The sequence below is a fragment of the Methylobacterium sp. WL103 genome, from assembly GCF_008039885.1.
Taxonomy (GTDB): Bacteria; Pseudomonadota; Alphaproteobacteria; order Rhizobiales; family Beijerinckiaceae; genus Methylobacterium; species Methylobacterium cerastii.
Genome location: NZ_VRUX01000016.1, coordinates 1 through 25,437, shown reverse-complemented (window position 1 = coordinate 25,437; position 25,437 = coordinate 1). Strand labels below are relative to the sequence as shown.

Here is a 25,437-nt window from a genome sequence, read left to right as displayed (position 1 = left end):
CTTTGGGCGCCGGTGCGACGGCCTCGGCGGCCGCGAGGGGAAGCGGTTGAACAGCAAGGAGAACGGTCAAGGCCAGGCTGCCTAGGCGAGCGCCCGGCCGTCGCGGCGCCGCGGGGCCGGAAGACCGCCGACCGGGAACCATGCAGTGCACTCTCGAATTGATCATTGTGCTTGGCTCAGCTTATCCGAATGATTTGGAAAGCAGTGTCGGAAGAACCGGGATCACGGGACATCGGTCACATGCGCCACGCTCTGTCGGCTTTGATGGGATGCCTGATCCTAAGTCCGTCCGCGGGACAGGCGCAGTCCGGGATCGAATACAGGTCGCCATCGAGCGTGAACGATTGCACCTTCGTCAAAGACCCGACCGCCCTGCGCGATTGCCTCGATTTCGTCGAAGGCCGACGTGTCGGCCCGCGCATCGTCACCAGCGTCGGCACTCCACCCGTGCCGCCGACACTGATCCGGGAGGCTGCCCCGTCCGCGCCGAGCGCACGGACGGACCGCAACTTGCGCGAAGCCCCACCCGCGAGCGTTGATCCCGTCCGGGTCGAGCAGATCGGGTCGGGCCGTGGGACGCGCCCCGGTCAGTAGATTTGCCGCACGAAACAGGTTTGCCCCCGCTCGTTCATGAGGTCGCACAACGCTTGTTCGGATTGGACGACCCGCTCCGCAGTCTTTGTCTTGGCGCTCCGGACAGTCAGGGCGACGTCCGTCTTGGATGACGGCGTTTTCGCGAGCGCCCTCGGTGGAAGGACGATGGCCGAAGCGGCCCCGGCGCGGTCCGGTCCGACCGTCGCGGAGCGCGGTGCCGCGGGCTCGCTGGACGGACCAACGAGGGCCGTCCACTGCGCGGCGCCCGGTGCCGTGGAGATCCGCCCGGCGGGCGACCAGCTCTCGACCTCCCGGCCGGTGATGGCGCGGACATAGGCGCGGGTTTCGAGGGGCATTGCGGCCATGCCGCCGAGCCAGCGGTCGACCCGTCCGGGACCGGCATTGTAGGCGGCGGCGGCAAGGCCGAGATTGCCGAAACGGGTCGTGTGTTCCCGGAGGAGTTCGGCCGCCTTGAGCACCGCCGCCTGGGGATCGAACGGATCGGAGAGGCCACGCTCGAGGGCGGTGGCCGGCATGAACTGGGCGATGCCGAGGGCGCCCTTGGGGCTCACCGCATCAGGGCGCAAGCCGCTTTCTTTCACGAGGAGCCTGTACAGGAAGTCGTAGGGTAGACCGGCGCGGGATGCTGCATCGGCAATGAGAGGGGCAATTTGGAGGGTGGTCCCCCGCGTATGGGGGTTTGCCCAGAGTTGCGTCCCGCCGCCGAACGTGCCGGTCGCTCCGATCCGCAGGAAACTGGCGGTGGCGGGCGCAGCGACGTTATCTGACAAGCGGAGATCGATTCCGCCCGCGACGGCAGGCACGGCGGGCGCCGACGAGGCGGCTGTCAGGTGATCCTCCTTTCGCACGGATCCCATCGAGCAGACACAGGCAACCGCCGTCAGAAGCATGCGCAGACGAACGGGCATCGTTAGTTCTTCGCGGCCACGATCGTTTCGGACTGCGGCGCCAAGGTGGCGGCGTCGACGAGGGGCGGAATCTTGTCGCGGAACTGATGCTCCTCAATGAGACGGCGTCCGACGAACGGGTCGCGGAACCGCCACAGGCCCTTTTCGGCCCCCTCCAGCACCGTCGAGTAGACGGCGAGTTCGATGGCTTCGCGCACGGCCATCTGGGTCGGCTCATTGCGGGTGATGCCCGCCTCGAGTTCGAGGAGCTTGTTCAGGGCGACGTATCGGAAGGTGCCGGCATTGAGGGCGATGGAGTAGATCGTCTTCGTCACCGTGACGCTGTTGAGCACTTCGCCGGTCTGGACCGAGACGATGCGCATGCCGACCGTCACCACATCGCGTCGGTACTTCGTGTCGCCACCGATGCCGAGGTAGCGCGCGCCGAGTCCGCCCGTGATCGTGTTGGCGTCGTAGGCGAGGATGCCGCCCTCGACGATGAGGCCTGCGAACCGGATCGGCGGCAGCGGCTTGGCGTTGTCGGGGGCGAATTCCTGCCGTGTCGCCCGGATGAGCTGACGCTCCTGCAGCACGTTTGCGAGGCCGCCGCGCTCCACCACGCGGAACCAGCGGCCGTTGCCGGCGCGGCGCAGGGCATCCACGGCGAACGCCGCGCCCCCTTGGGTCACGGCGCGGGAATACTCGGCGATGTTGTCGCTTGGCTTATTCTGCCCGGTGAGGTCGGGAAAGCTGTAGATCGCGATGTCGATGCTGCGCAGGGGCGGCGGCAGGGTTTCGAGGTTGAGGCCCGTGGGGGATTGGGCCGTCACCGTGGGTGCCTCCATGAGCGGCCCTTCGACCAGGCCAATGGGCGAACAAGCGGCAGCCGACGCGACGGCCATGGCCGCCGCGAGGCCCCGACAGACATGGATGATACGCACTGGAACCCCCAACCCCGATCGCCGTCTCTGGCCGACGGCTCATTCAACTCACATGGTCTCGTAGTTATGGCGCGCTCGGAACCGTCACCGTGGTCACCGACTGTCCGTCGTTGATCGTCACCTGAACGTTGCCACCGATCCTGACGAAGCCGATGGTCGTTCCCTGGAACGCGAAGCTGCCGCTGGTCTGAGCATTCTCGCCGAAAATCGATTGGGTGATGCGGTTGGCGAGCGAGCTGTAGAGCTGCGACTGCAGCTGTTGGGCGAAGATCTGCCCCGGTGTCTGCGCCGTGCTGGTGGATTGGAGCGCGCTGCCGATCTGCTGCCGGCGCTGTTCCTCGCGCTGGTAGAAATTCTGGGCGCTCGCCTCCGATTGCAGCCAAGAGCCATTCAGGGGACTGCCGCCGAAGGCCGGATTGACCGGCTGATACACGAGGCTGCCGGCCTGCGCGGCGGAAGCGGTAACGGCGAGGCAGGCGAGGAGAACAAGGGGGCGGATAATCATGGGAAAAACCCTCAGCGAACCTGACGAACAGTGATGGTGCGGTTCGACCCAACATCCGAGATGGTGTTAGACAGGTTCGAGCCGATCTGCTGGCTGACGATGGTGTTGCTCTGGCCGGTGGCGCTGATGCTCGAGGTGTTGCCGTTGCCGACCTGCTCGATCCCGAGCCGGTTGCCGCTGCCGTTCACTGCCGACACGTTCGCCGTGTTGAGGTTTCCGGACTGCATGAGGGTGAAGGTGGTCTGGTCCGCCGCCACGGAAACGCCGGCGCGGTTGCCGCTGCCGATCTGCGTCTGCGTCGTCGAAACGCCGCGCCCCTGGGTCTCCAGGGTGACCGAATTCGATTGGCCCGACTGATTGACCATGGTGCGGTCCGCCCCGTCGGAGAGCAGCGGAATCGGGATCGTCTCGCCGCCGATGACGGCGTAACCCTGGACGGGCGCCGCCGTCTGTGCCTGGAGCGGCGCGAGGGCGAGGCCGAAGAGCCCGGATGCAGCGGCGAGCCGGACGGCCGTCTTATTAAAGGCGTTCATTGCCATCCTCGCATTCGGCAGTCTTGCCATCGGACATCACGACGAGGTGAGCGTGAAAGCGCGCGCCGACCTCGAGGGAGAACGTCATTTCGCCGATCTTGCTGGCCTGTGGCGGGTCGATTTCAAATAATCCGCCCTGGTTAAGGATCGACGAACCAGATGGACCTGATTTTACCACCTTCAGTCTATAGCTTCCACCACGAACGGAGTCGGAAAAAACCATACCTCCGAGGGATACCGTGCCGTTCTCGACATTCTGAGTCAATGTACAGCGTAGGGCCGGCGGCTCCGGCGGCGGAACTTGTGGCATGATGTACCTTCAAGGACACGGAGCGGATCGAAGCCGGTACTGTCGAGTACCGGCTTCGCATCTTAAAACACTTGGTCGAGCCGTGCGGCGCGCGACGATCAGCGCTGGCGGATCGTGAGGGTGCTGCCGGTGCCGGTCTGGTTGTAACTCGCCATCATCGTATTGCCGGTCTGGGTGACGGTGGCGGAGTTGGAGGCGCCGTCCTGCGTCCCGTCGATCGCGTTGCCGCTGCCGTTCTGCGTCAGGTTCGCCTGCACGCCGAAGCCTGCCTGGGTTGACGTGATGGCATTGTTAGAGCCGGTCTGGTTGGAGATCAGCATTGCGAGATCACCGCCTTGCGCGCTCGTCAGGCTGTTGGCGGTGCCCGATTGGGCCGCGGTGAGACTGCCGTTGGTGCCGGTCTGGATGGTGCTCAGGACGTTCGTCATCCCGATCTGGGAGACGGAGGCGGTGGCGTTGCTGCCGGACTGGGTGTTGAACAGTTGGTTACTGGTGCCGCTCTGGTAGGCGGCGTCGGCTGTCTGCTTGAATGTGCGTCCGTAGGTTGTGTTGTATCCGGGGCCGATGAGCTTGTTGTTGGCTCCCGATTGCGTCGAGGTCGCAATGTTGGCAAAGCCGCTCTGTTCCAGGCTGGTCTTACCGTTGCTGCTGGCGGCGGTCTGGATCAGGGTCGCCTTGTTGCCGTCGCCGTTGTACTGGACCGCGCGAAGGTCGTTGAAGCTGCCGGCCTGCCGAAGATCGAACACGTTGCTGTTGCCGACCTGAGCCACGATGGTGACGTTGCTCTTGCCGCCCTGGACGCTGTCGATCGCGTTGTTCGTCCCCGGAGTGCGCGTATCGGTGCTGAAGACATAGTAGTCCTGATCGAACGCCGCCTGGTTCCGCTCGCCGGACTGATCGGACGTGATGCGGCTGTTCGTCTGGCCGGTCTGCCCGCCCTTGCTGAAATTGCTGTAGGTGGAGCCCGACAGCAATGAGTCGGACGTCCCCGACTGCGTCAGCGCGATCGTGCTGGACTTGGTGTCGGTCTGATACCCCTCGCCGCGATTGCGCTGGCCGGACTGGGTGATGGTGATCGATCCGTCCTTGACGAGGAATTGCTCGGCCTTGCTCTCCTGCCGCGTTCCGGTCTGGCCGATGGTGATCACTGCGTTGGTGACGGCGCGCTGCAACGCGGAGGCCGTGTGGCCGTTGCCGCCTTGAGTCACCGAAACACCCGACGTGGTCGCGTCGGTCTGATTGATCGTGCCGCTGTTGGCGTCGCCGGTCTGGGTGAGGGTGGCGGAACTACCAGAGACGCGGGTCTGATCGCCGAAGCCGCCGTTGCCGTTACCAGTCTGAGTGAAGATCGAGGACGAGCCGGTCGCACCGTTCTGGTTCTGCGTGAGGGTGTTGCCGTTGCCGAGCTGAGAGCCCTTGATCGTGCCGCCGTTCGTGACGGACTGGAGACCGGACGCGATGTTGTCGTTGCCGGTCTGAGTGAAGGTGAGGCTGCTGCCAGTCGCGGTGAACTGCGCGCCTGTGGCGCTGTTGCGGTCGCCGACTTGGGCGGTCGTCAGGCTGCTCTTCCCGTCCACGAGGGTCTGGCCGAGGGTGGCGGTGGAGCCCGTGCCGGACTGCGTCGCCGTGAGGGTAGCGGTGTTGGCGCTCTTCTGCACGGCGGTGACGCGGTTCGGGGTCGCCGCGTTGGTGCCGGTCTGGGTCACCGTGAGGGTGCTGGCGACGCTCGCCGCGTCCTGGCTGGTGACGATCTGGTTGCCGAGCAGCGACTGGTTCACCGTCTGGGTGTTGCCGGTGCCGGATTGCTGCAGGTTGAACTCGTTGCCGGTGCCGGACTGGTGCAGGTCGATGACGCCGTTCACCGCCTTCGCGTCCTGGGTGACGACGTTGCTGCCCGTGACCGAGCCGTTCACGAGGCCCTTGCTCGTGCCCGAGGCGCCGCCGTTGTTGATGCCGGTCTGCTGCAGCTCGACCCGGCCGCTCGTGCCGGCCTGGATCACCGCGGCCTTGTTAGCCGAACCGTCCTGCTTGCCCTGGACCGCGCTGCCGAGGCTGTTGCCGGTGCCGGTCTGGTCGACGGTCAGGGTGTTGCTGCCCGCGCCCGTCTGCAGGAAGGCCTTGTCCGTGGTGCCGACGGCGTTGTTGCCGCCCGAACCCGCCGTCACCGACTTGGCATCGGCGCCGGTGTCGTTCTGGTTGATCGTGATGGCATTGCCACCGGTGCCGGTCTGGCTCGTGTAGGCGCGGTTGTTGTCGGCATAGGCCGTGGCGGCAAAGGCGCTCGCGGCGACACCCATCGACAGCATGAGAAGATGCTTGTTCATTGGAACGGACCCCTTGGTTCGGCACTTATTGTTATGATTACTGGGTGGAACACCCTGCCGGCGATTGACTGGGGTCGCGATCTGGCTTGGCCACCCAACCTTAGCCTTTGCGATGCAATAGCCCAGCCCGTGAGGACGCGCCTTGTCCGAGCGTCCCAATCTGTGGATCACCCCGATAATTCGAATCACGAAAGAGTGACCCGCTGTCTGTTCTGGATGCTGTTCGTGCCCCCGAAGAGCCTGCGTGGTTCGTGATGCCTTGGAGGCGATCGAGGCAGCGGAACAGGCCGAAGCCGGTACTGTGACGTACCGGCTTCGCTTCTTGCAGGAACGGTCGAGCCGCGCGCGTACCCGGAGATCAGCGCTGCCGGACCGTGAGGGTGTTGCCGGCACCGGTCTGGTTGAAGTTTGCCACCATCATGTTGCCGGTCTGGGTGACGTTGGCGGTGTTGGAGGTACCGTCCTGGAAGCCGGTGATCACGCTGCCGCTGCCGTTCTGGTAGGCGACGATACCGTTGCCGCTGCCGTTCTGCGTCAGGGTCGCCTGCACGCCGAAGCCCGCCTGGGTCGACATTATGGTGTTGTTGGAGCCGGTCTGGGAGCTGAGCAGCATCGCGAGATCGCCGCCCTGCAAGCTGGTCAGGCCGTTGGACGTGCCCGACTGGGTCGCCGTGAGCCTGCCGTTGGTGCCGGACTGCGTGGTGCTCAGGGCGTTCGTCGACCCGATCTGGGAGACGGAGGCGGTGGCGTTGCTGCCGGTCTGGGTGTTGAACAGCTGGTTGCCGGTGCCGCCCTGGTAGGCCGCCTCGGAGACCCAACCTTGAGATCCGGCCGAAACGAGCTGACGGACGCCGTAATACGGGTAGCCGGAACCCGTGAGGGTGTTGTTGGCGCCGGACTGCGTCGAGGTCGCGGAGTTGTTGGACCCGCTCTGCTCCAGTTTGGCCTTGCTGCCGCTGCTGCTGGCGGTCTGGATTAGGGTCGCTTTGTTGCCGTCTCCGCCGTTCTGGAGAGCCTGGATCTGGTTGTTGGTTCCAGCCTGCTGAAGATCGAGCGTTTGATTGCTGCCCGCCTGAGTTGCGCTGGTATTATTCGAGGTTCCGCTCTGAACGCTGCCGATCAGATTATCGCTACCGCCGATGTTCTTCTGGGCGGCATTGTCCCATGGACCCTGCTGGAAATATACGTAGTTGCTTTTTCCGGACTGATCGGACGTGATGCGGCTGTTGTTCTGTGAGTTTTGGGTCGCGCCGCTGTTGTTGTTGTAGGTCGGATAATAGAAAGCGTAGGGGGAGGTGGGAGCAGCGGCAGGGGCCTTGTCGGGGGCGCCCGACTGAGTCAGTGTAATGTTGCTGTTCTTCGAAGAGGATTGATATCCGCTGCTGTAGTTGTATTGACCGGACTGATTGGTCTTGATGGTGCTATTGTCAGAAAAATTTTGAGAGCTGTTGGAGGTGTTCTGCGTTCCGGTCTGATCGACCGCGATCAATCCGCCGGACATATTGTTTTGCGATGCAGATACGCTGTGATTGTTTCCGGTCTGGTTCGCCGTAACGGTCGAAGCGGTTGCGTAGGTCTGGTAGCTCGAACCGCTGTTCTTGTCGCCGAGCTGGCTGAAGATCGAGGAACTGCCGTTTGCGCTGCTCTGGCTCTGCGTGAGGGTGTTGCTGTTTCCGGTCTGGCTGCCGTTGATCGTCCCGCCGGTCGTATCGGACTGCGTCTGGGTGATCTGGTTGAGGTTTCCGAACTGGAGGCCGGTGATGGTGCTGCCGCTCGTGTTGGTCTGACTGCCCGACGCCGTGTTGTTGTTGCCGAGCTGGGTCTGACCGAGAATGCTGCTCGTCGCGATGTTTTGCGTCGCCGTCGCGGTGTTGTCGTTGCCGGTCTGGGTGACGCTGAGGGTGCTGCCGGTCGCGGTGGACTGCGTGCCCGTGGCGCGGTTGCGGTCGCCGCCCTGGTTCACGGTGAGGCCGGAGGCGGCGTGGACGTCGGTCTGCCGGCCGGTCACGGTGTTGCCGGTGCCAGTCTGGCTCGCGGTGAGGCTGCTCTTCCCGTCCGCGAGGGTCTGGGTGAGGCTGGCGGTGCCGCCCGTGCCGGACTGCGTCGCCGTGATGGCAGCATCGTTGGTGTTCGCCTGCACGGCGGTGACGCGGTTCGGGGTCGCCGCGTTAGTGCCGGTCTGGGTCACCGTGATGGAGCTGGCGGCGCTGGCTGTGTCCTGGCTCGTGGTGAGCTGGTTGCCGAACAGCGACTGATTCAGCGTCTGAGTGTTGCCGGTGCCGGATTGCTGCAGATTGAACTCGTTGCCGATGCCGGTCTGGCGCAGGTCGATGACGCCGTTCACCGCCTTCGCGTCCTGGGTGACGACGTTGCTGCCCGTGACCGAGCCGTTCACGAGGCCCTTGCTCGTGCCCGAGGCGCCGCCGTTGTTGGTGCCGGTCTGCTGCAGCTCGACCCGGCCGCTCGTGCCGGCCTGGATCACCGCGGCCTTGTTGGCCGAACCGTCCTGCTTGCCCTGTACCGCGCTGCCGAGGCTGTTGCCGGTGCCGGTCTGGTCGACGGTCAGGGTGTTGCTGCCCGCGCCCGTCTGCAGGAAGGCCTTGTCCGTGGTGCCGACGGTGTTGCCGCCCCCCGAACCCGCTGTCACCGACCTGACATCCGTGCCGGTGTCGTTCTGGTTGATCGTGATGGCATTGCCGCCAGTGCCGGTCTGGCTCGTGTAGGCGCGGTTGTTGTCGGCATAGGCCGTGGCAGCAAAGGCGCTCGCGGCGACACCCATCGACAGGATGAGAAGATGCTTGTTCATTGGAACGGACCCCTTGGTTCGGCGTTTGCCGTCTTAGTTAATGCGGGTGAAACGCCTTATCGGCGTTTGACTGAGGTCTCGATCTGGCTTGCTTGCCGGAGCGGCGCCTTAACGGTGCAATAACCGAGTCTTTCAAAATGCGCCTTGTCCGTGCGTCCCAATCTGCAAGCCAGCCCGACAAATTGCTTCACGGAAACGTGTGCGCACGCCCACAGCTGCAGGCTATTTCCGGAATTTTCGCGCCACAATTGAATACTTAATAGCTGAGGCGCGTTACGACGCGCGACTTGAAGCGGCGCTTCTTTCCGCTTGATGGCGTGCGCGAGCGGATCGGTTCGGTGTCAAGTTTCGCTCGCGAAGTCCTGCGCTCCTGCGACACCGTCCGGAACGCAAACTGCCGGTCGGAGAGAGTGTCTCCCTACCTCCGCATCCCAGATCTGACTCAGCATGCGGCTGCACCGCCATCTCACACAAAATCCGCAGTGGACGATACGCAACGCCGGAGCCGGGACAGTTCGAGGTCGGCGGTCACCAAGGCACGGAAACCGAGTTCGGCACGCGATCCCTCGCGCCAAGGCGATGCTACGAACGGATTCGAGATCCCGCCCGTCTTTCACCCGCACGATGCAAGAGAACCACGCCCCCGCGTTCGAACTAGAGATCGGGAGAGGCCGATCCGCGAAGGTCGTTCAGGATCATGATCAGGTTTCCGTCTGATCAGGTCGACGTCTCACCCGGCCGGAGCGATCTGTCGGGGTAAAATTGCGGTCGCGCGCGTTCACCGCTTTGAAGGGGCTGCCGTCGAGCGCAACTACGCCACCGACCAGAAGGCCGAGTTGTAGATACGGCACTGATCGGCCCCCACGAGGTGGCTCTTCGCCAAATGTAGTGGATTCGGTCGGCCGGGGGGGGGGTGGGAGGTATATCCTGGCTGAACCGGGCAAGGATTCTCAGATCAGGGCATGTCCCTTCTCTGTCACATCCCTGGTTGTCGCGTTCTCCACGTCACGCGTGCGGAGAGCACGGCTCTTTAGCCGCATGCTCCTCGCCGTGATCGCGCACGAGCTGGGCGCGTTTGTCGTCAGAGAAGACGCTGGTCTGGGAGGCAGGAAGATTCAGCTTGAGGGTCATGGATAAGCCTAAGAGGTACGAGAAGCCTGGGATCAGCGAACCCGTGGAAGACGGCCGGCGAGTTGCTGGATCGACGCCTCCTTGATCAGGGTGCGACGGCCGAGCTTCACAGCATCGAGATCACGTGCCTTCACGAGGTCGAGCACCTTTGTCCGTCCGCATCCGAGCCGAACCTTCGTCGTCTCGATCGAATTCAGGACGGGGGTTGCCGCCGTCTTCATGTTGCTCATCCCGGCGCCAGCGATCACCGGCGAACGCTTACGAAGATCTGCGATGGTCGGCGTTTCGTCATTTGTAGAAAGATCCAGCAAGCCTCTGATTTTGCTAGTTTCAGGCAGAATTTGTTTGAGCCGGTCGAACACCGAGGGTGGCATAGCGCGCCAGCCTAGGATGCCGAGCAACGCCCTGACGTGTTGCTTGGCTTGAGGCTTGGCCGTCGAGTTCAGGGCCGCGAGGCACATGCCCGACAGCTCGCACCATTCCGCGGGGAGGCCGCTGAGGGCTCGCCGTTTCCCATAGAGCCGGCGGGCCGCCGCATCGTGTCGTTCTCGACCGGCGGCGAAGGTCGGGCGGGCAGCGATCATCCCGTTTACCGCACGTAGGCTGTAGGCGATGCGTTGGCCCTTCCCGGGCGCGACGAGTGCAGCCGCATGGCGCGCTGCCGCCCAGTCCGATCGCCCGCTTCCGAACCGCAACATGGTCGTATCGCCGGTCAGGCGGATCGCCATCATCAGGGCAAGGGCGAAGCGATCAGGGTCATCGAAGAAGCTCTGCCGGCGATCCCCTACACCACGCTTTCGGGTGCGATGATGCTGCCGATCGGCGGCGGCGGCATCAGCAGCAGCATTCACCTGCCGACGGATCATTCTGGCAAGGAAGGCGAGGCCGGAGCCGCGCGAGCCGTCGTTTAGACTGCGCGGGCCAAGCCCGTTTTTGATGATGTTGGACGCCGATGGGGAGGGCATCAGCAGGCATCCCGGTGAGAGGCGCCAGCCGATCCGACGGGCTGGAGACGGCGGAGACGGTGACGCGGCTGAGCGAGGCTTCCAGGCGGGTTTTTCGGGGCGTTTTGAGAGCGTGGATGGGCTGGCCACCTCGAAACGAAAGCGCGATTTGGCTAGCCAGGAAAACGCGCGATCCAAGGGCTGCTTCGGAGGTGCGGTCATTTCCCTGCGGAACACGGTCCCTTTTTGTCCTGAACAGCACGGCCCCCGCATCAGGCACCTCGCCAGACCGCCAAGGTTGGCCGCCAGCACTCGTCGTCGTCCTGGTGCATCGGAGCAGCCGCCGCCCACCCGCGCCCGTCCAGCGCCATCCTCGCGTACGTTTGTGCCGCAGCAACCGTGGACCGCCGATTGCAGTACAGGCTTCATGGCCGATGACGACGCCGAAGAGTTCCGACGCCAAGTCCGGGCAGCGCTCGCCGCCGCCGGACGACTTGTCGATCCGTCCCTTGAAGAAGCGCGACGTGTCCTCGAATGGCTCCGAGCCACCGAGGGTGAGGGGTTCGAGGCGGGCAGCGACGACGACGAGATGCCCGGCGGGGACGTGGCGGCCGGATAGGGCGCCACGGTGCCGACGGTCTCAACCCGTTCTCGATGCCCCTTGCACGGGTGCCGATGCCCTACGTCTACGGATCGAGCGCCTTCATCGAGCAACACCACCCCAGGGGCGTGACGGCCGCGCGACCCCGCAAGGGGAGAGAGCGCGGATGTCACGGTCCGTGACACGTATGGCGCAGTGCGTGACATCCTCCACGTAGAGGGTGCGTGACAGCTTCGGCTCCAAGCGTGACAAGCTGGGCTCACGGGCGTGCAAGGTGAGCTGCCGAAGGTTCTAGTTCTGGCATCACCGTGACCTGCGCTTCCCCCGCTCCAACCTGATGGGGTCGGGTTCGGGGTCGCAGGAGCGCCCCGACTCGCCCGCGCCAGGGAGAGGGCGGCACGTATTGATCGCGACGGCGCAAAAAAAGGGGGCGCCGGTAGCTTTCAAGCCCGCGGCAGGCGGGGCAGATCGGACGCATGAAGCGGCGACCGCCAGACGTTCGAGGCGCGGGTCCACAGAGACCATCATGGGTTCACATATTGTATTCTTATAGAACCCTCGACATCCCGAGGGTTTAGACCCTCGATATTCGGAGGGTTTGGGAGGTCATTCAACGCCAGCGCTCGGGTCTGCCAAAACCGCTGTATTCCGAGGGTATGACACCGGGGTCATACCCTCGACATCCCGAGGGTTTGGATTAGACCGACGTGACCGCTGCTTCGGGGCGGCACAGGCGATACTTGTTGCCGTTGCGGACGCCTCGCTTGGCCTGCTCAAGGTAGCCTCGATCGATCAACGTCCGGAGGCTCGCGCGCAGCGTCGTCTCACTCACGCCCGTCAGCAGCATCATCCGACGCTGGCTGGGCCATGCCTCCCGGTCCCGACCGTTCCAATGCCGAGCAACGACGAAGGCGACCGTGAAGGTCGTGGGCGGCATCCGCGGACGTCCAGCAAGGACCGCGTCGAGCCATTCCATCTTCTCCTGCGTCGCATTCTTGCTCGGCCGAACCCCCTCGTCGCTCTGAGCGGCGAGGGGATCGAGTGATGCCGGCGGCTCGTTCCAGAAAGCGGTGCTGGGATCGTCTGCTCTCCGTAGGGGGTATGCCATCACGCGGCCGATCCCCCACCAATCCCGTAGCTGGGTCGGCCGTCGGCGATCCAGACCAAGCGCGCAACTGCGGCTTCGAGCTGGCCCAGTTCGCGCTCGATCGCAGCGGCCGGCACACCCATCCGACGAAGCCGAGCAGCGATCGGCTTGAACCTCCTTGCCAGCAGCATTGACCGACAACGCCGCCCGTAGCTCTCCCGAAGGTCAAGAAAGACACGCGTGAGGTCCGCAACCAGCCGAGTATCACGAGAGGGTGGGAACTCGATAAGCTCGGCGCCGGCCTGAAGAAGTTTGGCAACGAGATTGCGTCGCTGCGGGCGGCGCTTCCTCGTCAGCAGTGATTTAGCGACGGGAGTACTGGATAACAACAAGATGGTGAAAGGCTCGGTCATAAGGAAAAAGCCTTTCGCTCAAAATCTTCCCAGTCATAGGCATCAACATCGCATTCAGGTGGAAAAGCAGGGCGACAGATCAAATTTCCATCTTCCCCCCTCATATATACATATTTAAACGGTAACTCCGGCACTCTATCTAGGTAGCATGATATTAATTTCCCTCTGTATTTGGGATTTGGAACAAGCTGACAGAGAACTTCCCGACCGGACCAGTAAGGGATGCAGCGCCCATCCACAATGTTGTGAGCTATATCTGGGACCCATGCAGCGATGCATGCCGGGCCGCGACGTGACGATTGATAATCAAGAAAGTTGATGACGTTGGCGCTCATGCGGCGTCTCCATCGGCCGATAATAAGGCTTCGAACGCCTCATCGAGCTGATCATCTCGGTAGCCCACTGGACAATGTTCACGGCTCGCTCCCGTAATCGCGGGCTCAATGCCCCCCACATCGATCGTGCGCTCGATCGTGCGCCACCACGCCTCTGTTCGCCGGTCCTCGACTTCCAACTCGGCTCGGCAGAGCACTTCGAAAGGCGTACCGGGGAAGGCCCTCGCTCCAGCCTCCATCGGGTCACAGACATTAGCTATGGCGTGCTCCATCGTGGCGATGATCTGCGTCAGCACCTGCTGGCGGATGTTGCTTTGGGAGATGTCCATGGCCATCTCCCTCACGCCGCCACTTCGGATGTGGATCCACGAACCTGGGCTTCAATCCAGGCCTCAAGGTCGGCCTCTCGATAGAAGATTTTGCCGCCGATCTTGTAGTAGCGGGGGCCTCGCCCCTTCACACGCCATGCGCGGAGGGTTGAAGCTTTGGCGCCGACAAAGCTGGCCGTGTCACCTTCGCAAAGATATCCGCGCTGCTCTAGGGATGTTGGCTTTTTCATCTTGACCGCCTTCGGTTAATGCGACCGTTCGCGGTTCGACAACTTAATCAAATTTTGGCCCAAAGCGACACAAATAATTAGATCTTGCGGCAGCTATTTATGGTTCAGGATCGACGGCTGCATCAAAATCCGCGCTGGACTGTACCGCGTCGCGTTTTTCGGCTTCGTACTGCTCACGAGCTTGAGCCACAGCCCGGACTACGGACCGGCGATCGCGGGCATGCGTCAGCTTCGCTAAATTCGCGCATCCAACAATTTCGACCATTAAATCTATGAACTTTGACGATGCTCGCCCACGATTGTCTATCGTTATCCACTTTTCATGCCATGCAAAATCAAGTACTCTACGACATAATTGCAATAATTGGTTGTCGACGGGGCGCCCCCGTGCAACCGCGTCAGTTTCTCGGCACAGTATGCTAACATCATAATCAAGGATTTCGGCATAATTCTTGATCTGCTTCGCAAATCTTGTTCGATGAGGTGAGTGTTTTACCTCTATGTCGTGGCAAGTTCGAGACGCAATCTCGTCACTCTCAAATTCAGCATCTACTAAATCAAGCAGCGCCTTATGAAAAACATGGGCCGATTCGGAGGCGCGCTGCAATGCAGCGTTCAGCTTTGGAGAATGCGATGAGAAAACGAAAATCTTATTGATAATCAGCTCTAGGTCGTCTCGAACGTATTCGCCTGGTCCGTATCCGTCCAAGGCGGCTACCAAGACTTGGATTTTTGACCATTGATCAGCAGAAATTGAAAACACCGGATTATCCCCCTACGCGGAGAGGAATAACATTTAATGCCTCGATCTTTCTCCTCGCTTCCTGCAGAGCAACCGCCCGCTTTCTTGAACTTGCCTCTGCCTCCCGCTTCACAGCATCCATTTGTAACTGCGCATAACGCATGGCCGTAGCCACCGATTTATGACCGCAGATCCGCATTTGGTTCGGCAGGGGGATCGTTGGGTCGGAGTAAATTTTGGTGCAGAACCAATGCCGCACGAGGTGAGTGGTGGCGTTCTCCTTCGCCGGCACGCCCGCGGTTGCCATCACCTTTTCGAACGCGCCCTCCATCGTCTCTACCCGCATCGGCTTCAGACTCTTCGAGGGGCAAACCGCCGCCGCACCAGCGATCCGCGGTGCTGCTGTGAGCAGGCTGCGAGCCTCGTCCGTCAGCGGCTTGGTGAGCGCACCAGTCTTCGTGTCCGGCCAGGCGATTACCCCCTCGTCGAAATCAACATAGTCCCATTGGAGGGCCGTGATCTCGCCGACACGGCAGCCGGTGGCGAACAGCAGGCGGATGCCGAGGGCTTGGAACTCGGTGATCACCCCCGAGCTTGCCAGCGCCTCGACCGCGTTAAGCAGCTTCGCAACCTCAATGTCGGAGAACAGCCGCTCCCGGCGGCGCGAGCCGAACTTGCGGACGCGACACGGGTTGGAGCCGGGCTCGCGAAGCCCCCAGGTCTCAGCGAGCGACATAGCCGACGACAGGACGCGCACAGAGGCATCGGCATGGGTGCGGGTCGCACGGCGCCCGTGGTGGAGCTCGGCCACCCGGGCTGGCGTCAGCGATCGAACTGGAAGGTCGCCGATCTCCGGCTTCAGCACCTGCTCGATGATCTGCCGGTAGCCGGCGGCGGTACGCGCTTTCAGGCGCGTGGCGACGTGCTCCGTGAGGAAGCGGTCAAGAAGGTCGCGAACCTTCGGGGCCTTCCTATCCTCAGCCTGGGCTACCTTCGCGGCGGCGAGTTCAGCCGCCGGGTCAGCACCGAGTGTGGCGCCCGCGAGGATGCGTTCGGCCTCTTGGCGTGCTTGGTCGGCGGACAGCTTGTCGGTGGCGCCGATCGTCTGCCGCCGGTAGAGCGCGCTTCGGCCGCGCCCGGCGCGGTAGACCGTGATGTAGGACTTGGCGCCAGTCGGACGGACGCGGACGCCAAAACCGCTCAGGTCACGGTCCCACACCGCGTACTCGGACGCCCTCGGCTCTAGCCCGTCGACGAACCGCTTCGTGATGCGCTGCCCGGCCATGCCACCCGTCCTTGCGCGGGCTGCCGAGGCGTTCCACGGGGAAGGGCAAGGGAGCACCGACCCTGTTCCGGGGAAGCACCGGGGAAGCACGCGGGATCAACAAGGGGCAACGACGATCGCTGCCCGTCGCTAAGCTACGGCGCTAAGCGTCTACAACGCAAACGATTTATCGTACGGGGTCCACATGGGCGAACACGGCTAGCGCATCCAAGGCCAAACTTTTAATCTGTAGGTCTTGGGTTCGAACCCCAACGCGCTCACCAACAAATTCAGTGACTTGGCTCCTTAGCTTGTGCTGCAGCCATACAGGCGGGTAACGCTAAGGGTAACAACCGAACCGTCACGGTTCTGCAACATCGAGTTGCAGGCGTTCCAGTCATGCGGATAATTTCTAGCGATCTGCACCAATGACGTTATGCGTCTCGCTCCTGGCGACATTTTGGGTGCGACGCATAGGCATGAAGAAGCTTTCTGCCTTTCGCAAAATTTGGCTAATGCGCCATGCGGGGCGTGCTGGACGACGTTCTTATGAAGAGCGCGCTCGAAGGCACGCAAGGCGTGCTGGATATACCTACAAGCGCGTCACTGGATATTGGCATGGCAAAAGGCGTAGGGTTTGGGTCTCAGCACACCCATACACTATGCCGTCACAGCTTTGTTTTGATAACAACCCAGATGAAACCATCGATTTTCTTGGTGGTGTGGCGGCTAATTTTTGCAATCGGTATCTTCAAAATAGGAATAAGATTAGAAAATCAAGAGAACCAACTCGGTGGTACGATTTTAGTAAGCTCAAAAATGTTTCTCCGGGCGCAGGATTAGTTTTAGCTGCAGAATTTGATAGGGCCAGAATTCTGACGCGAATGCGTCAAATGTTTACTATAGATATGGATAAATGGGAGGCGCAGCCTCGGCACACTCTCATTAGCCTTGGCATGCTAAAGCTTCTCGGAATTGATGAAGCGCCTGCCGCTGACGGCGGAGACCGCCTAATTGTGCGATTCCGATCGGACGCCAGCACGAGTGTCGATATGGCAATGGCCTCCGAAACGCTTCGCGAAGTAATATCTCTCGCGGCCTCTGCAGCAGTCATAGGCGTGGGACAGGATCCACTTAGCCAATTCCGTACGTTTTTGACTGCGATTGGCGAGGCGCTGAACAATACAAGCGATCATGCCTATCCGCAGGACCTCGATACAAAGTTGCCGAACATTGGGCGATGGTGGATCACCGGCGCCGTTGACCCAGCGACGCGCCGCCTGACGTTCTCCGTTTATGACCAAGGTGTCACGATCCCGCGTGCCATACCGTACGGACGACGCCGTGATGAGGTGCAACGGTTCATGCAGAAACTGATCCGCCGAGGATACGACGCGGACGATACCTCGTTGGATGGACATGCTATCGCAGCGGCCGTCCGCGTGGGCGTGTCCGGGACTGGTCACAGCTATCGTGGCCATGGACTCGGACTGATGCGCGATTACATCAAGGCGTACCGGCCTGGCCGCTTGCGGATCATTAGCCGGAATGGGGAATTTATGGCATGTACCGGGCGCAAGGACGAGTTCAAGACGCGGAGCGTGGCGCTGCACGGCACGTTCGTCGAGTGGACCGTCGACCTGTGATGCAGCCGACTGCACTTGGAGGTCGCCCTATGAGCGCCATGCAGCATCCCACCTCTGCTCCCAGCGCTTACACCATCCATATCGCAACAGACTTCACCCGGACACCCGGTGGGCGGTCTTCGCGAAATGGTAAATATAATGGCGAAGAGTTTCGGACGCGATGGTTAGAGCCCGCCTTGCGCGACGTTCCCGCTCGCTTTGAACGAGTAGTTGTCGATCTTGATGGCGTCGATACCTATATAGGATCTTTCCTCGAGGAAGTTTTTGGCGGCCTATTGAGGGGCACGTTCGAGAGATACAATGACGCAGCCCGCGTGCTCGAGATCAAGGCAACTGGAGAATTTGTTGTCTTCCGAGATTTAGCATTGGATTATATGCGTAGGCAGGACGCCAAAAACGCTGAGGCCCGTTGATTGGGTCCGCGCCTGACTCTGGAGCCCTGACGCTCGGCTCGGCCGCCTGGTCGTTCCTAGCCGGCCTTGGCGGCGCTGCAATACCGCTCTCGGTAATGTGGGTGAAGCTTCAACTCGATCAACTTTCGGCGCGTTGCGACGCGTTTGCTAAGGTGGTTGAGGGGGCGATGGACTTGGCGTTGGAGTATTGGCTGACTGGCGTCCCATCTGATGCAACTCCTGTAGACGCTTCATCGGATGCAGGTAGGACGCGGGATGCCGCCATTGTAAAACTTGAGATTCGACTGCGGGGGGCTCAAGCGGCGCTACAGGCAGGCGTAGAGCGCATGGTGGTGGATCTACCTCTGAGCTTTCGCCATCCGCTGCGAGCCGAGTTTCAGAACGTAATTGACGCCTTGACTGGAGATCCGTTTGGAGACCGGAGCGGTCACACAGAATCTGACAAAGCAATGAATGCAATATCTAGCGGGACGAGATTAGTTCGTATCGTGCGAGAAGGGCGCGACGAAGTTTCGAAGCTTCCAAATATGGTCCGCTATATGACGGGCCTTTCAGGAAGCAACGCAAAATTAAATAAATTCATAATGATCCTTTTTATGACTGCACACAACGTGATGCCGTTTATAATAATTTTAATTTTAGTATTATCTCCAGCGTATCCTGCGCTTGGTGACAACCATTGTGAAAATGCTCTCAATAATTGAGCGCTTGAAATCGATCAACTCGCTGGCCGGATCGGGCCAGCGGTACACGATGAATGATGAGCACTCATCGTACCTGAGAAACGAGGGCCAGCCTCAGCCCCTCAGCCGACGCCCCCCAGCATTTGCGCTCGGAAGCGGGCCCCGAGCTCCCGCAATTCGCCCGGCGGACCGCGCCTTCATCTTGTCGAGGATCACGTCGAGCGAACCAAACGCCCCTGCAGTCCGTTTCTGACCGCTGATGCAGGGAGTGCGAAAAATGAAGACGATATACGCTGTGATGGTGGTGGGTCTGACAATTGTCAGTTCGGTGGCCCCAGCCTTCGCTCAGCCATACGGCGGCCGGGACTATGGATATGGTGGTCGCGATGATGGCTACCGGGACCGCGACCGTGGGTATGACGGTCGGGGCCGCGGCGGCGGTGGGTACGGGTTCGATGAGGGTGAGTACCTTCGCTGCAATCCCGACGTTCGTCGCGCCATCAGCCGGGGGCAAATGCAATCGGGCGCTGCGCACTACCGCGTCTTCGGTCGACGCGAGGGCCGCCGATTGAGCTGCTGACAGCCAACGAAAAAGCCCGCCTCGGCTCGTGCCGGGTGGGCTAGTGCAAATCTCGAAGCCGATAGGGTTGTTGCATTGCGATTTCGCGCATGCAAAACTGAATCCGTGTTGCAGCGATGGCGTCGCCGTAACACAGCCCTTTTTGGGCGTTTCCTCCTTAGACTTCGGGCCGCTCCTTCGGGGGTGGCCTTTTTTGTTGACGGTCTAATAGCGCGGATAGATCTACGTTAGAAGCACTATTTTTCGCCATATCCCCAGCTTCGCCAATCGTGGCGGCTATTTATGCATAATACCAGTCATGCAACTGGTCGGAGCTGCCCGCTACCTCTTTTCCGCTGCCGTGCCTCCCAGGCCCGGCGCTGCTGGCGCGTCATCCCTGAAGGCGGGCGATTGGGTGATGGTGCCGATTCCTCGTCGTGAGGCCCGAATCCGTCGTGGCGCGTTGCCTCGATCTGGCGGCTTGCACCGCCTAAGCCACCGCCCTCCAGCAATCGCGCCGGGAAGCGGGCCCCGGCCCCGGCGATCTGGCCAGCGGAACGCGCCTCCGTCTTGTAGAGGATCACGTCCAGCGAGCCGTCGGGCCGCTGCTGCACCTGTGCCGTGAATGACTCGTTGTTGTTGATGACGTTGACCGTAGGAGGTGTGGCGTTGGCGTTCGCTGGTGTCCGAGTGGACGCCGCTCGACAGGTCGCCGGCAACGCGTAGGGTCATTCGCATGCGTTACGCCCTGCTCGCCGCCATCGTCATGTTGCAGGGTGGGGGCGCATTCGCTGCCGAACCGATCGTCGGGCGTGCCAGCGTCACCGATGGCGATACGGTGGTGATCCACGGCACCCGCATCTGCCTTTTTGGCATCGACGCGCCGGAGAGCGCTCAGGTGTGCGAGGACGCCGCCGGCAAGGAGTACCGGTGCGGGCAGGTCGCTGCTCTTGCGCTGTCCGACCGGATCGGAGAGGCGCCGATCTCGTGCGAGCCTCGGGATACCGACCGGTATGGTCGCACCGTTGCCATCTGCAGGAAGGGCTCCGAGGACCTAAACGCCTGGATGGTGGCACAGGGCCACGCTATCGCGTTCCGGCGCTACTCGAGCGACTATGCGGGACAGGAAGCACAGGCACGGGCGGCCAAGCGCGGGATTTGGGCGGGCACGTTCGAAGATCCAGCGGGCTGGCGCCGAACCCGTCGAGGTGGGACCGCGGCGAGGATTGCCGATGAGCCGACGCCGGCCGGATCGAACGCCTCGATGACCTGCACGATCAAGGGCAACATCTCGGCCAAGGGCGACCGGATCTATCACCTGCCTGGAACCAGCGTCTACACGCGCACTGTGATCGATGAGCGGGCGGGTGAGCGCATGTTCTGCACCGAAGACGAGGCGAAGGCGGCGGGTTGGCGGGCTCCGCGCGGGTGAACCGCATTCTGGGTAATGCAGCGTTCGGACACCGATCATGAACCAGCGGCCGACGCCTACTCAGTTCGATCGAGGTACGCCCACCGAGACGCTCGCCGGCACGATCGAGCGCGTCACCTTCCACAACGCCGAGACCGGCTTTTGCGTGCTCAAGGTCCAGGCGCGAGGCAAGCGCGACCTGGTGCCAGTAATTGGGCACGCACCTGCAATCGCCGCCGGCGAGTGGATCACAGCGACCGGGATCTGGTTTACCGATCGGCAGCATGGGCTGCAGTTCAAGGCCGACACGCTCAAGGCCACGCCACCGACCGGGGTCGAGGGCATCGAGCGCTACCTCGCGTCTGGCTACATGCGCGGCATCGGACCGGCCATGGCCAAGCGCATCGTGGCGCTGTTCGGAGAAGCCACCTTCGAGATCATCGAGGCCGATCCCGAGCGTCTCAAAGAGGTCTCTGGCATCGGCCCGACGCGGGCCGCTCGCATCGTCTCAGGCTGGGCCGAGCAGAAGGCCGTACGCGAGATCATGATCTTCCTGCACGCGCACGGTGTCGGCACGGCGCGGGCGGTGCGAATCTTCAAGACCTACGGCCACAGATCGATCGTGGTGATGACCGAGGACCCCTATCGGCTCGCGCGCGACATCCGCGGGATCGGCTTCCGAACAGCGGATGCGATCGCGATGCGTCTCGGGCTGACGAAGGAAGCGCCGCAGCGGCTTCGAGCCGGCGTGTCGTTCGCGCTGCAGACGGCCATGGACGAGGGGCATTGCGGCTTACCGATCGAGCGGCTGATCGTGCTCGCTCAGAAGCTCCTTGAGGTCGATGTCGCTCTTGTCCGCACCGCCGTCGCCGACGAGCTCGCGCGCGGCGAGGAGGTCATCGCAGACACCGTCGACGATGAGCCCTGCGTCTTCCTGAAGGGCCTGCACGCGGCCGAGCGAGCGATCGCCGAGCGGCTCGTAATCCGGGCTCGCGGCTCGCCCCCATGGCCCAGCATCGACCTAGACAAGGCTCGGCCTTGGGTGGAGGCCAAAACCGGCAAGACGCTCTCGCCGTCTCAGGGGGAAGCCATCCGTCTGATGCTGGCCTCGAAGCTCTGCGTCATCACCGGTGGGCCCGGTGTCGGCAAAACCAGCACCCTCGACTCGCTGCTGCGCATCCTCACCGCCAAGGGCGTGAAGGTGCTGCTCGCAGCACCGACAGGTCGCGCCGCCAAGCGGATGACGGAGCAGACCCGGTTAGAGGCCAAAACCATCCATCGGCTCCTGGAGATCGATCCGAAGCGAGGCGGCTTCTCGCGCAACGAGGAGAACCCGCTCGACTGCGACCTCCTCGTGCTCGACGAGTGCTCGATGATCGACGTGCCGCTGATGAACGCCCTGCTGAAAGCCGTTCCCGAGCGCGCCGGACTGCTGCTTGTCGGCGACGTCGACCAGCTCCCCTCGGTCGGCCCGGGCCAGGTGCTGGCCGACGTCATCGCCTCGGGGCGCGTTCCGGTAGCACGGCTCACCGAGGTGTTCCGGCAGGCGGCCGAGAGCCGGATCATCGTCAACGCCCACCGCATCAACCAGGGCCAGATGCCGGAGCGACCACAGCCGGGCGAGAAGGCCGACTTCTACCTGATCGAGATCGACGATCCGGACGTCGGTGTCGCCAAGCTGATCGAGGTCGTGACCAAGCGCATCCCGCGCTCCTTTGGGCTCGATCCGATCCGCGACGTCCAGGTCCTGACGCCGATGCTCCGCGGCTCGCTCGGCTCGCGCAACCTCAACCACGAGCTCCAGCGCGTGCTGAACCCGAACCCGGCCCAGCAGATTGAGCGCTTCGGCTGGCGCTTCGCCCCCGGTGACCGGGTGATGGAGACCCAGAACGACTACGATCGCGACGTCTTCAACGGCGATCTCGGCATGGTGGCACGCATCGACGAGGAGGAAGGCGCGGTCGTGGTCACCTTCGACGGGCGGGAAGTCGTCTACCCCTACGGCGAGCTCGACACGCTGGTGCCGGCCTTCGCCACGACGATCCACAAGAGCCAGGGCTCGGAGTATCCCGCGGTGGTGATCCCGATCGTGACACAGCACTTCAACATGCTGGCGAGGAACCTGCTCTACACCGGCGTCACGCGCGGCAAGCAGCTCGTCGTGCTGATCGGTCAACGCAAGGCGATCGGCATGGCGGTTCGGGGCGGGAGCGCGAAGCGGCGCTGGACGAAATTGCGGGAGTGGCTGGCCCCTGGTGCAATTAATGTCGCTCGCCCTGAGCCTGACTGTCTCTTCAGCAGCGCGCTGGACGGTAGCAGCAACGCATTGTAGGCGTCCGCGACAGATCCAGGGTTGCTGCACCAGGCGAGGTTGGCCTCTTGAACGAGCATAGAGGCGCGGCACCGCTGACGATCTATCTTGACGTCGATGGCGTCGTGACGACGGTCGGCTACCAACGGCAGGCCGGCAAGGACAGGCTCAACCCGACCCAGGTCGCCCTCGTCGCTGGCTTGGTGACAGAGTTCGATGCCAAAGTGGTCGTTTCATCGACATGGCGCGTCGACGACTGCCGTCCGACCCTGGTGAAAGCCGGCCTCCCCGAGACCTGCTTCCACCCAGACTGGCGGACCGCCATCCTGCCAACCAGCCGAGATGCTGAGACCGGCGGTATGCTCCCAGCCGAGCGAGCTGGGCGTGGTGACGAGATTGCCGAGCACGCGGCTCGAAACCGCATCTTAGACTACCTCGTACTCGACGACGTCGCAGTCGGTCCCGCTCACGCGGGCCGACACGTCCGGCCGATTGCGGAGTCCGGCCTAAGCGAAGCGGACGTGGCCCAAGCTCGAAGGCTTCTGGCTGGGATGGACGTCGTTCGCTGAACGATGGGTCGGAACGGATCTCATCTCGCGACCGCCGATTTAATGCCCTCTTAGGGATTGAACTTTCTGAGGGCGCAGGTCATTCCATGACAGTGGAGTGACACGCGCGTCACTCTGCTCCCGACATCGACAGGGTCACTTCGACCTTTGCCGGACACGCCCGTCCGGTCCCTCCTCGACGCTGCACCTGTGCGGCTTCTTGGAGCGCGTCGCGTCGGATCGTCGATTGGCAGGAAGGAGTGGATGCAATGTTTGGGTTCAGAAACCAGGTCGATGCATCCAGTCCTTCACTTACCGCGCTGGGCATCACCGAACGGTCGGCGGCAAAGGCCTATGCTGCCCTGATCGCGATTGGTTGGTCCGAGATCGGCTTCGGGTACCATGGCACCGTCCATGCGCATCAGGACCACCCGGACGTCGTCGTACGCTTTGCACGAAAGGCCGATGGCTTCGGTGACTATGCGGCTCTGCTCCGCAAAGGGTTCGCTGGTTCGAACGGACCGCATGCACCGCGTATCCACGACATGCACGTCAGCCGCTGCGGTGCACTGATGACCGTGGGCTCGCGACTGTCCAATCCCGCCCACGACATATGGTGGCTGGCCTACGCCCACGCCGTCATTGCGGACCATCCGGGAATTGCGATGGACGAGGGTGTACGCGATCGGTTCAAAACCGAATGGCCAGCGCACGAGCCCCGGATAGACCATCCGAGCTTCGACTGCATCCGCGAGGCGTTCAGGACCGCGTGGCCCGGCTACGAGGCTTATGTTGCCGCGTTGCGGGCCGTGTCGCCCCAGAGCCTCGACCCAAACATCGGCAACGTCCTCGTCGGGGACGATGGCAGTCCCGTGGTCAACGACCCCCTATGCGACGACGGCTACGGCCTGTGGCGCTCGCCTCTCCTGCGGGTTTCGGCTCGCTTCGCGGATCTCGTACGCCGGCTTGCGGGCGACGCAATTGGTAGAGCCCCCGTCCCCGCCTGATCGTGAAGGCAACGCCGCAGCACTGCGCCGTTGCATCAGATCGGTAGCTGGGAAACCGATGACCTTTTCATCGTACGGAACCTAGCTCCAGAGGATCATCGTCGTTCGATCGAATACGGTCATGTTGCAGCTGCAACGTGATGCCGAACGAGCGCAAGCCCGATTCGGCCCCCGGGCCCTTGCCTTCTCAATCAGCCCCAGCGAGCGATCCTTCAGGCAATCAATTGCAGAAGGCGTGCGCGAGGCGGTCGTCCTGAGCCATGGGGAGCTCCTCAGCCCAGGACGATTGAGAGCTAGATCACGAGGCGCGCTTCGATGAGATCGATCTCACGAACGAGCCGACGCAGGAGCACATCGTCGATGGCTTGAGAGCGACGCAAACGGTAGAGTGCTTGGCGCTCGGCCTCGATACCCGCGAGGCGTAAACGCTTTTCGGTGTTCGCCAACTGCCTGACACGGCTGAACTCCTTCCGGCTCTCTGCCGTCGGAGCCTCCAACCCCTCGTATCGGTCCATCGCTCTAGCGCCAGCTTCGACCGCGATCGAGGCGTCCTCCTGCTCCTCGACGAGGCGATGTTGCAGGGCCTCGATGGCCCTCACCGCATCGTCGCGAGCAGCGGCTCGCGCTGCGTCTTCCTCGGCATCGTGACTTGGCTCGGGAGGAAGCTGAAGCCCACGGAGAAGCGGCGGCAGGACCGTGCTGGCAAGGAGCAGCGATGTCAGAATGACCCCCATCGTAAGCGCTCGGTGACGGCTGCCTTGTGCGGATAGGGTCTGGGTCTGGATACAGGGGATGGCGCGGGATGGCGCTGTATCGGCCCTGTGTCTGGACCTATGACGAACACGGCTCACATCGTCGTCGC

At 62.6% G+C, this 25,437-nt stretch carries 27 protein-coding genes; 10 read left to right on the top strand and 17 right to left on the bottom strand.

Annotated features, from left to right (window positions below):
- Positions 1-587 precede the first annotated feature (587 nt).
- The 9 genes from FV222_RS02510 to FV222_RS30550 form a co-directional block, all read right to left on the bottom strand.
- A complete protein-coding gene (locus tag FV222_RS02510) occupies positions 588-1,523 on the bottom strand; it encodes a lytic transglycosylase domain-containing protein (RefSeq protein ID WP_147753433.1) in 936 nt (311 codons plus the stop codon).
- 2 nt (positions 1,524-1,525) lie between these two features.
- Positions 1,526-2,332 (bottom strand): CsgG/HfaB family protein, encoded by an 807-nt coding sequence (locus FV222_RS02505; protein WP_246685291.1) that lies wholly within the window; start codon positions 2,330-2,332, stop codon positions 1,526-1,528.
- A 175-nt stretch (positions 2,333-2,507) separates the two neighbouring features.
- On the bottom strand, positions 2,508-2,948 hold the full coding sequence (locus tag FV222_RS02500) for a curli production assembly/transport component CsgF (protein WP_187275197.1): 441 nt from the start codon (positions 2,946-2,948) through the stop codon (positions 2,508-2,510).
- A gap of 11 nt (positions 2,949-2,959) precedes the next feature.
- Positions 2,960-3,487 (bottom strand): hypothetical protein, encoded by a 528-nt coding sequence (locus tag FV222_RS02495; RefSeq protein WP_210248436.1) that lies wholly within the window; start codon positions 3,485-3,487, stop codon positions 2,960-2,962.
- Complete coding sequence (gene csgH, locus FV222_RS02490) at positions 3,468-3,791, bottom strand: curli-like amyloid fiber formation chaperone CsgH (protein ID WP_147753430.1); 324 nt, start codon at positions 3,789-3,791, stop codon at positions 3,468-3,470. The genes FV222_RS02495 and csgH overlap by 20 nt, the downstream gene beginning before the upstream one ends.
- A 98-nt stretch (positions 3,792-3,889) precedes the next feature.
- Positions 3,890-6,286 (bottom strand): hypothetical protein, encoded by a 2,397-nt coding sequence (locus tag FV222_RS02485; RefSeq protein WP_147812894.1) that lies wholly within the window; start codon positions 6,284-6,286, stop codon positions 3,890-3,892.
- A 187-nt stretch (positions 6,287-6,473) separates the two neighbouring features.
- A complete protein-coding gene (locus FV222_RS02480) occupies positions 6,474-8,921 on the bottom strand; it encodes a hypothetical protein (protein ID WP_147812893.1) in 2,448 nt (815 codons plus the stop codon).
- 1,005 nt (positions 8,922-9,926) lie between these two features.
- On the bottom strand, positions 9,927-10,052 hold the full coding sequence (locus tag FV222_RS31805) for a hypothetical protein (protein ID WP_281406862.1): 126 nt from the start codon (positions 10,050-10,052) through the stop codon (positions 9,927-9,929).
- A 32-nt stretch (positions 10,053-10,084) separates the two neighbouring features.
- The gene (locus FV222_RS30550) at positions 10,085-11,017 is read right to left on the bottom strand and encodes a hypothetical protein (protein ID WP_210248435.1); all 933 of its coding nucleotides are present in this window, start codon (positions 11,015-11,017) and stop codon (positions 10,085-10,087) included.
- 406 nt (positions 11,018-11,423) lie between these two features.
- On the opposite strand from FV222_RS30550, the gene FV222_RS02470 reads away from it, so the two are divergent.
- Positions 11,424-11,615 carry a hypothetical protein gene (locus FV222_RS02470; RefSeq protein WP_147812892.1) on the top strand — a complete coding sequence of 64 codons (192 nt, stop codon included), beginning with the start codon at positions 11,424-11,426 and terminating at the stop codon, positions 11,613-11,615.
- 679 nt (positions 11,616-12,294) lie between these two features.
- Here the strand turns inward: FV222_RS02470 and FV222_RS02465 are convergent.
- The 7 genes from FV222_RS02465 to FV222_RS02435 form a co-directional block, all read right to left on the bottom strand.
- Positions 12,295-12,573 (bottom strand): helix-turn-helix domain-containing protein, encoded by a 279-nt coding sequence (locus tag FV222_RS02465; protein ID WP_187277186.1) that lies wholly within the window; start codon positions 12,571-12,573, stop codon positions 12,295-12,297.
- Positions 12,574-12,704: 131 nt separating this feature from the next.
- Positions 12,705-13,097, bottom strand: a complete 393-nt coding sequence (locus tag FV222_RS02460; RefSeq protein ID WP_147812890.1) for a hypothetical protein — start codon at positions 13,095-13,097, stop codon at positions 12,705-12,707.
- Positions 13,094-13,432: a hypothetical protein gene (locus tag FV222_RS02455; protein ID WP_147812889.1), complete on the bottom strand. Its 339-nt coding sequence runs from the start codon at positions 13,430-13,432 to the stop codon at positions 13,094-13,096. The genes FV222_RS02460 and FV222_RS02455 overlap by 4 nt, the downstream gene beginning before the upstream one ends.
- Positions 13,429-13,761, bottom strand: a complete 333-nt coding sequence (locus FV222_RS02450; RefSeq protein ID WP_147812888.1) for a hypothetical protein — start codon at positions 13,759-13,761, stop codon at positions 13,429-13,431. Before FV222_RS02450 ends, FV222_RS02455 begins: the two co-directional genes overlap by 4 nt.
- An 11-nt stretch (positions 13,762-13,772) precedes the next feature.
- Positions 13,773-13,991 carry a helix-turn-helix domain-containing protein gene (locus FV222_RS02445; RefSeq protein ID WP_147812887.1) on the bottom strand — a complete coding sequence of 73 codons (219 nt, stop codon included), beginning with the start codon at positions 13,989-13,991 and terminating at the stop codon, positions 13,773-13,775.
- Positions 13,992-14,088: 97 nt separating this feature from the next.
- A complete protein-coding gene (locus tag FV222_RS02440) occupies positions 14,089-14,754 on the bottom strand; it encodes a hypothetical protein (RefSeq protein WP_147812886.1) in 666 nt (221 codons plus the stop codon).
- A 4-nt stretch (positions 14,755-14,758) separates the two neighbouring features.
- On the bottom strand, positions 14,759-16,018 hold the full coding sequence (locus FV222_RS02435) for a tyrosine-type recombinase/integrase (RefSeq protein ID WP_147812885.1): 1,260 nt from the start codon (positions 16,016-16,018) through the stop codon (positions 14,759-14,761).
- A 528-nt stretch (positions 16,019-16,546) separates the two neighbouring features.
- Between FV222_RS02435 and FV222_RS02430 the strand changes: the two genes are divergently transcribed.
- The 9 genes from FV222_RS02430 (at position 16,547) to FV222_RS02390 (ending at position 24,575) form a co-directional block, all read left to right on the top strand.
- Entirely contained in the window at positions 16,547-16,840 is a 294-nt protein-coding gene (locus FV222_RS02430) for a hypothetical protein (protein ID WP_147812884.1), read from the top strand.
- A 209-nt stretch (positions 16,841-17,049) separates the two neighbouring features.
- Positions 17,050-17,643 carry an ATP-binding protein gene (locus tag FV222_RS02425; RefSeq protein WP_147812883.1) on the top strand — a complete coding sequence of 198 codons (594 nt, stop codon included), beginning with the start codon at positions 17,050-17,052 and terminating at the stop codon, positions 17,641-17,643.
- Between the two features lie 29 nt (positions 17,644-17,672).
- On the top strand, positions 17,673-18,056 hold the full coding sequence (locus tag FV222_RS02420; RefSeq protein WP_187277185.1) for an STAS-like domain-containing protein: 384 nt from the start codon (positions 17,673-17,675) through the stop codon (positions 18,054-18,056).
- Between the two features lie 101 nt (positions 18,057-18,157).
- On the top strand, positions 18,158-18,760 hold the full coding sequence (locus FV222_RS02415) for a hypothetical protein (RefSeq protein WP_147812881.1): 603 nt from the start codon (positions 18,158-18,160) through the stop codon (positions 18,758-18,760).
- Positions 18,761-19,016: 256 nt separating this feature from the next.
- A complete protein-coding gene (locus FV222_RS30905) occupies positions 19,017-19,319 on the top strand; it encodes a hypothetical protein (protein ID WP_147812880.1) in 303 nt (100 codons plus the stop codon).
- A 715-nt stretch (positions 19,320-20,034) separates the two neighbouring features.
- The gene (locus tag FV222_RS02405) at positions 20,035-20,730 is read left to right on the top strand and encodes a thermonuclease family protein (protein ID WP_147812879.1); all 696 of its coding nucleotides are present in this window, start codon (positions 20,035-20,037) and stop codon (positions 20,728-20,730) included.
- 37 nt (positions 20,731-20,767) lie between these two features.
- A complete protein-coding gene (locus FV222_RS02400; RefSeq protein ID WP_147812878.1) occupies positions 20,768-23,041 on the top strand; it encodes an ATP-dependent RecD-like DNA helicase in 2,274 nt (757 codons plus the stop codon).
- A gap of 47 nt (positions 23,042-23,088) precedes the next feature.
- Positions 23,089-23,589: an HAD domain-containing protein gene (locus tag FV222_RS02395; protein WP_147812877.1), complete on the top strand. Its 501-nt coding sequence runs from the start codon at positions 23,089-23,091 to the stop codon at positions 23,587-23,589.
- Between the two features lie 248 nt (positions 23,590-23,837).
- Positions 23,838-24,575 (top strand): hypothetical protein, encoded by a 738-nt coding sequence (locus FV222_RS02390; RefSeq protein ID WP_147812876.1) that lies wholly within the window; start codon positions 23,838-23,840, stop codon positions 24,573-24,575.
- Positions 24,576-24,868: 293 nt separating this feature from the next.
- Here FV222_RS02390 and FV222_RS02385 read toward each other — a convergent pair whose 3' ends face one another.
- Complete coding sequence (locus FV222_RS02385; protein WP_246685290.1) at positions 24,869-25,309, bottom strand: hypothetical protein; 441 nt, start codon at positions 25,307-25,309, stop codon at positions 24,869-24,871.
- Between the last annotated feature and the right edge of the window lie 128 nt (positions 25,310-25,437).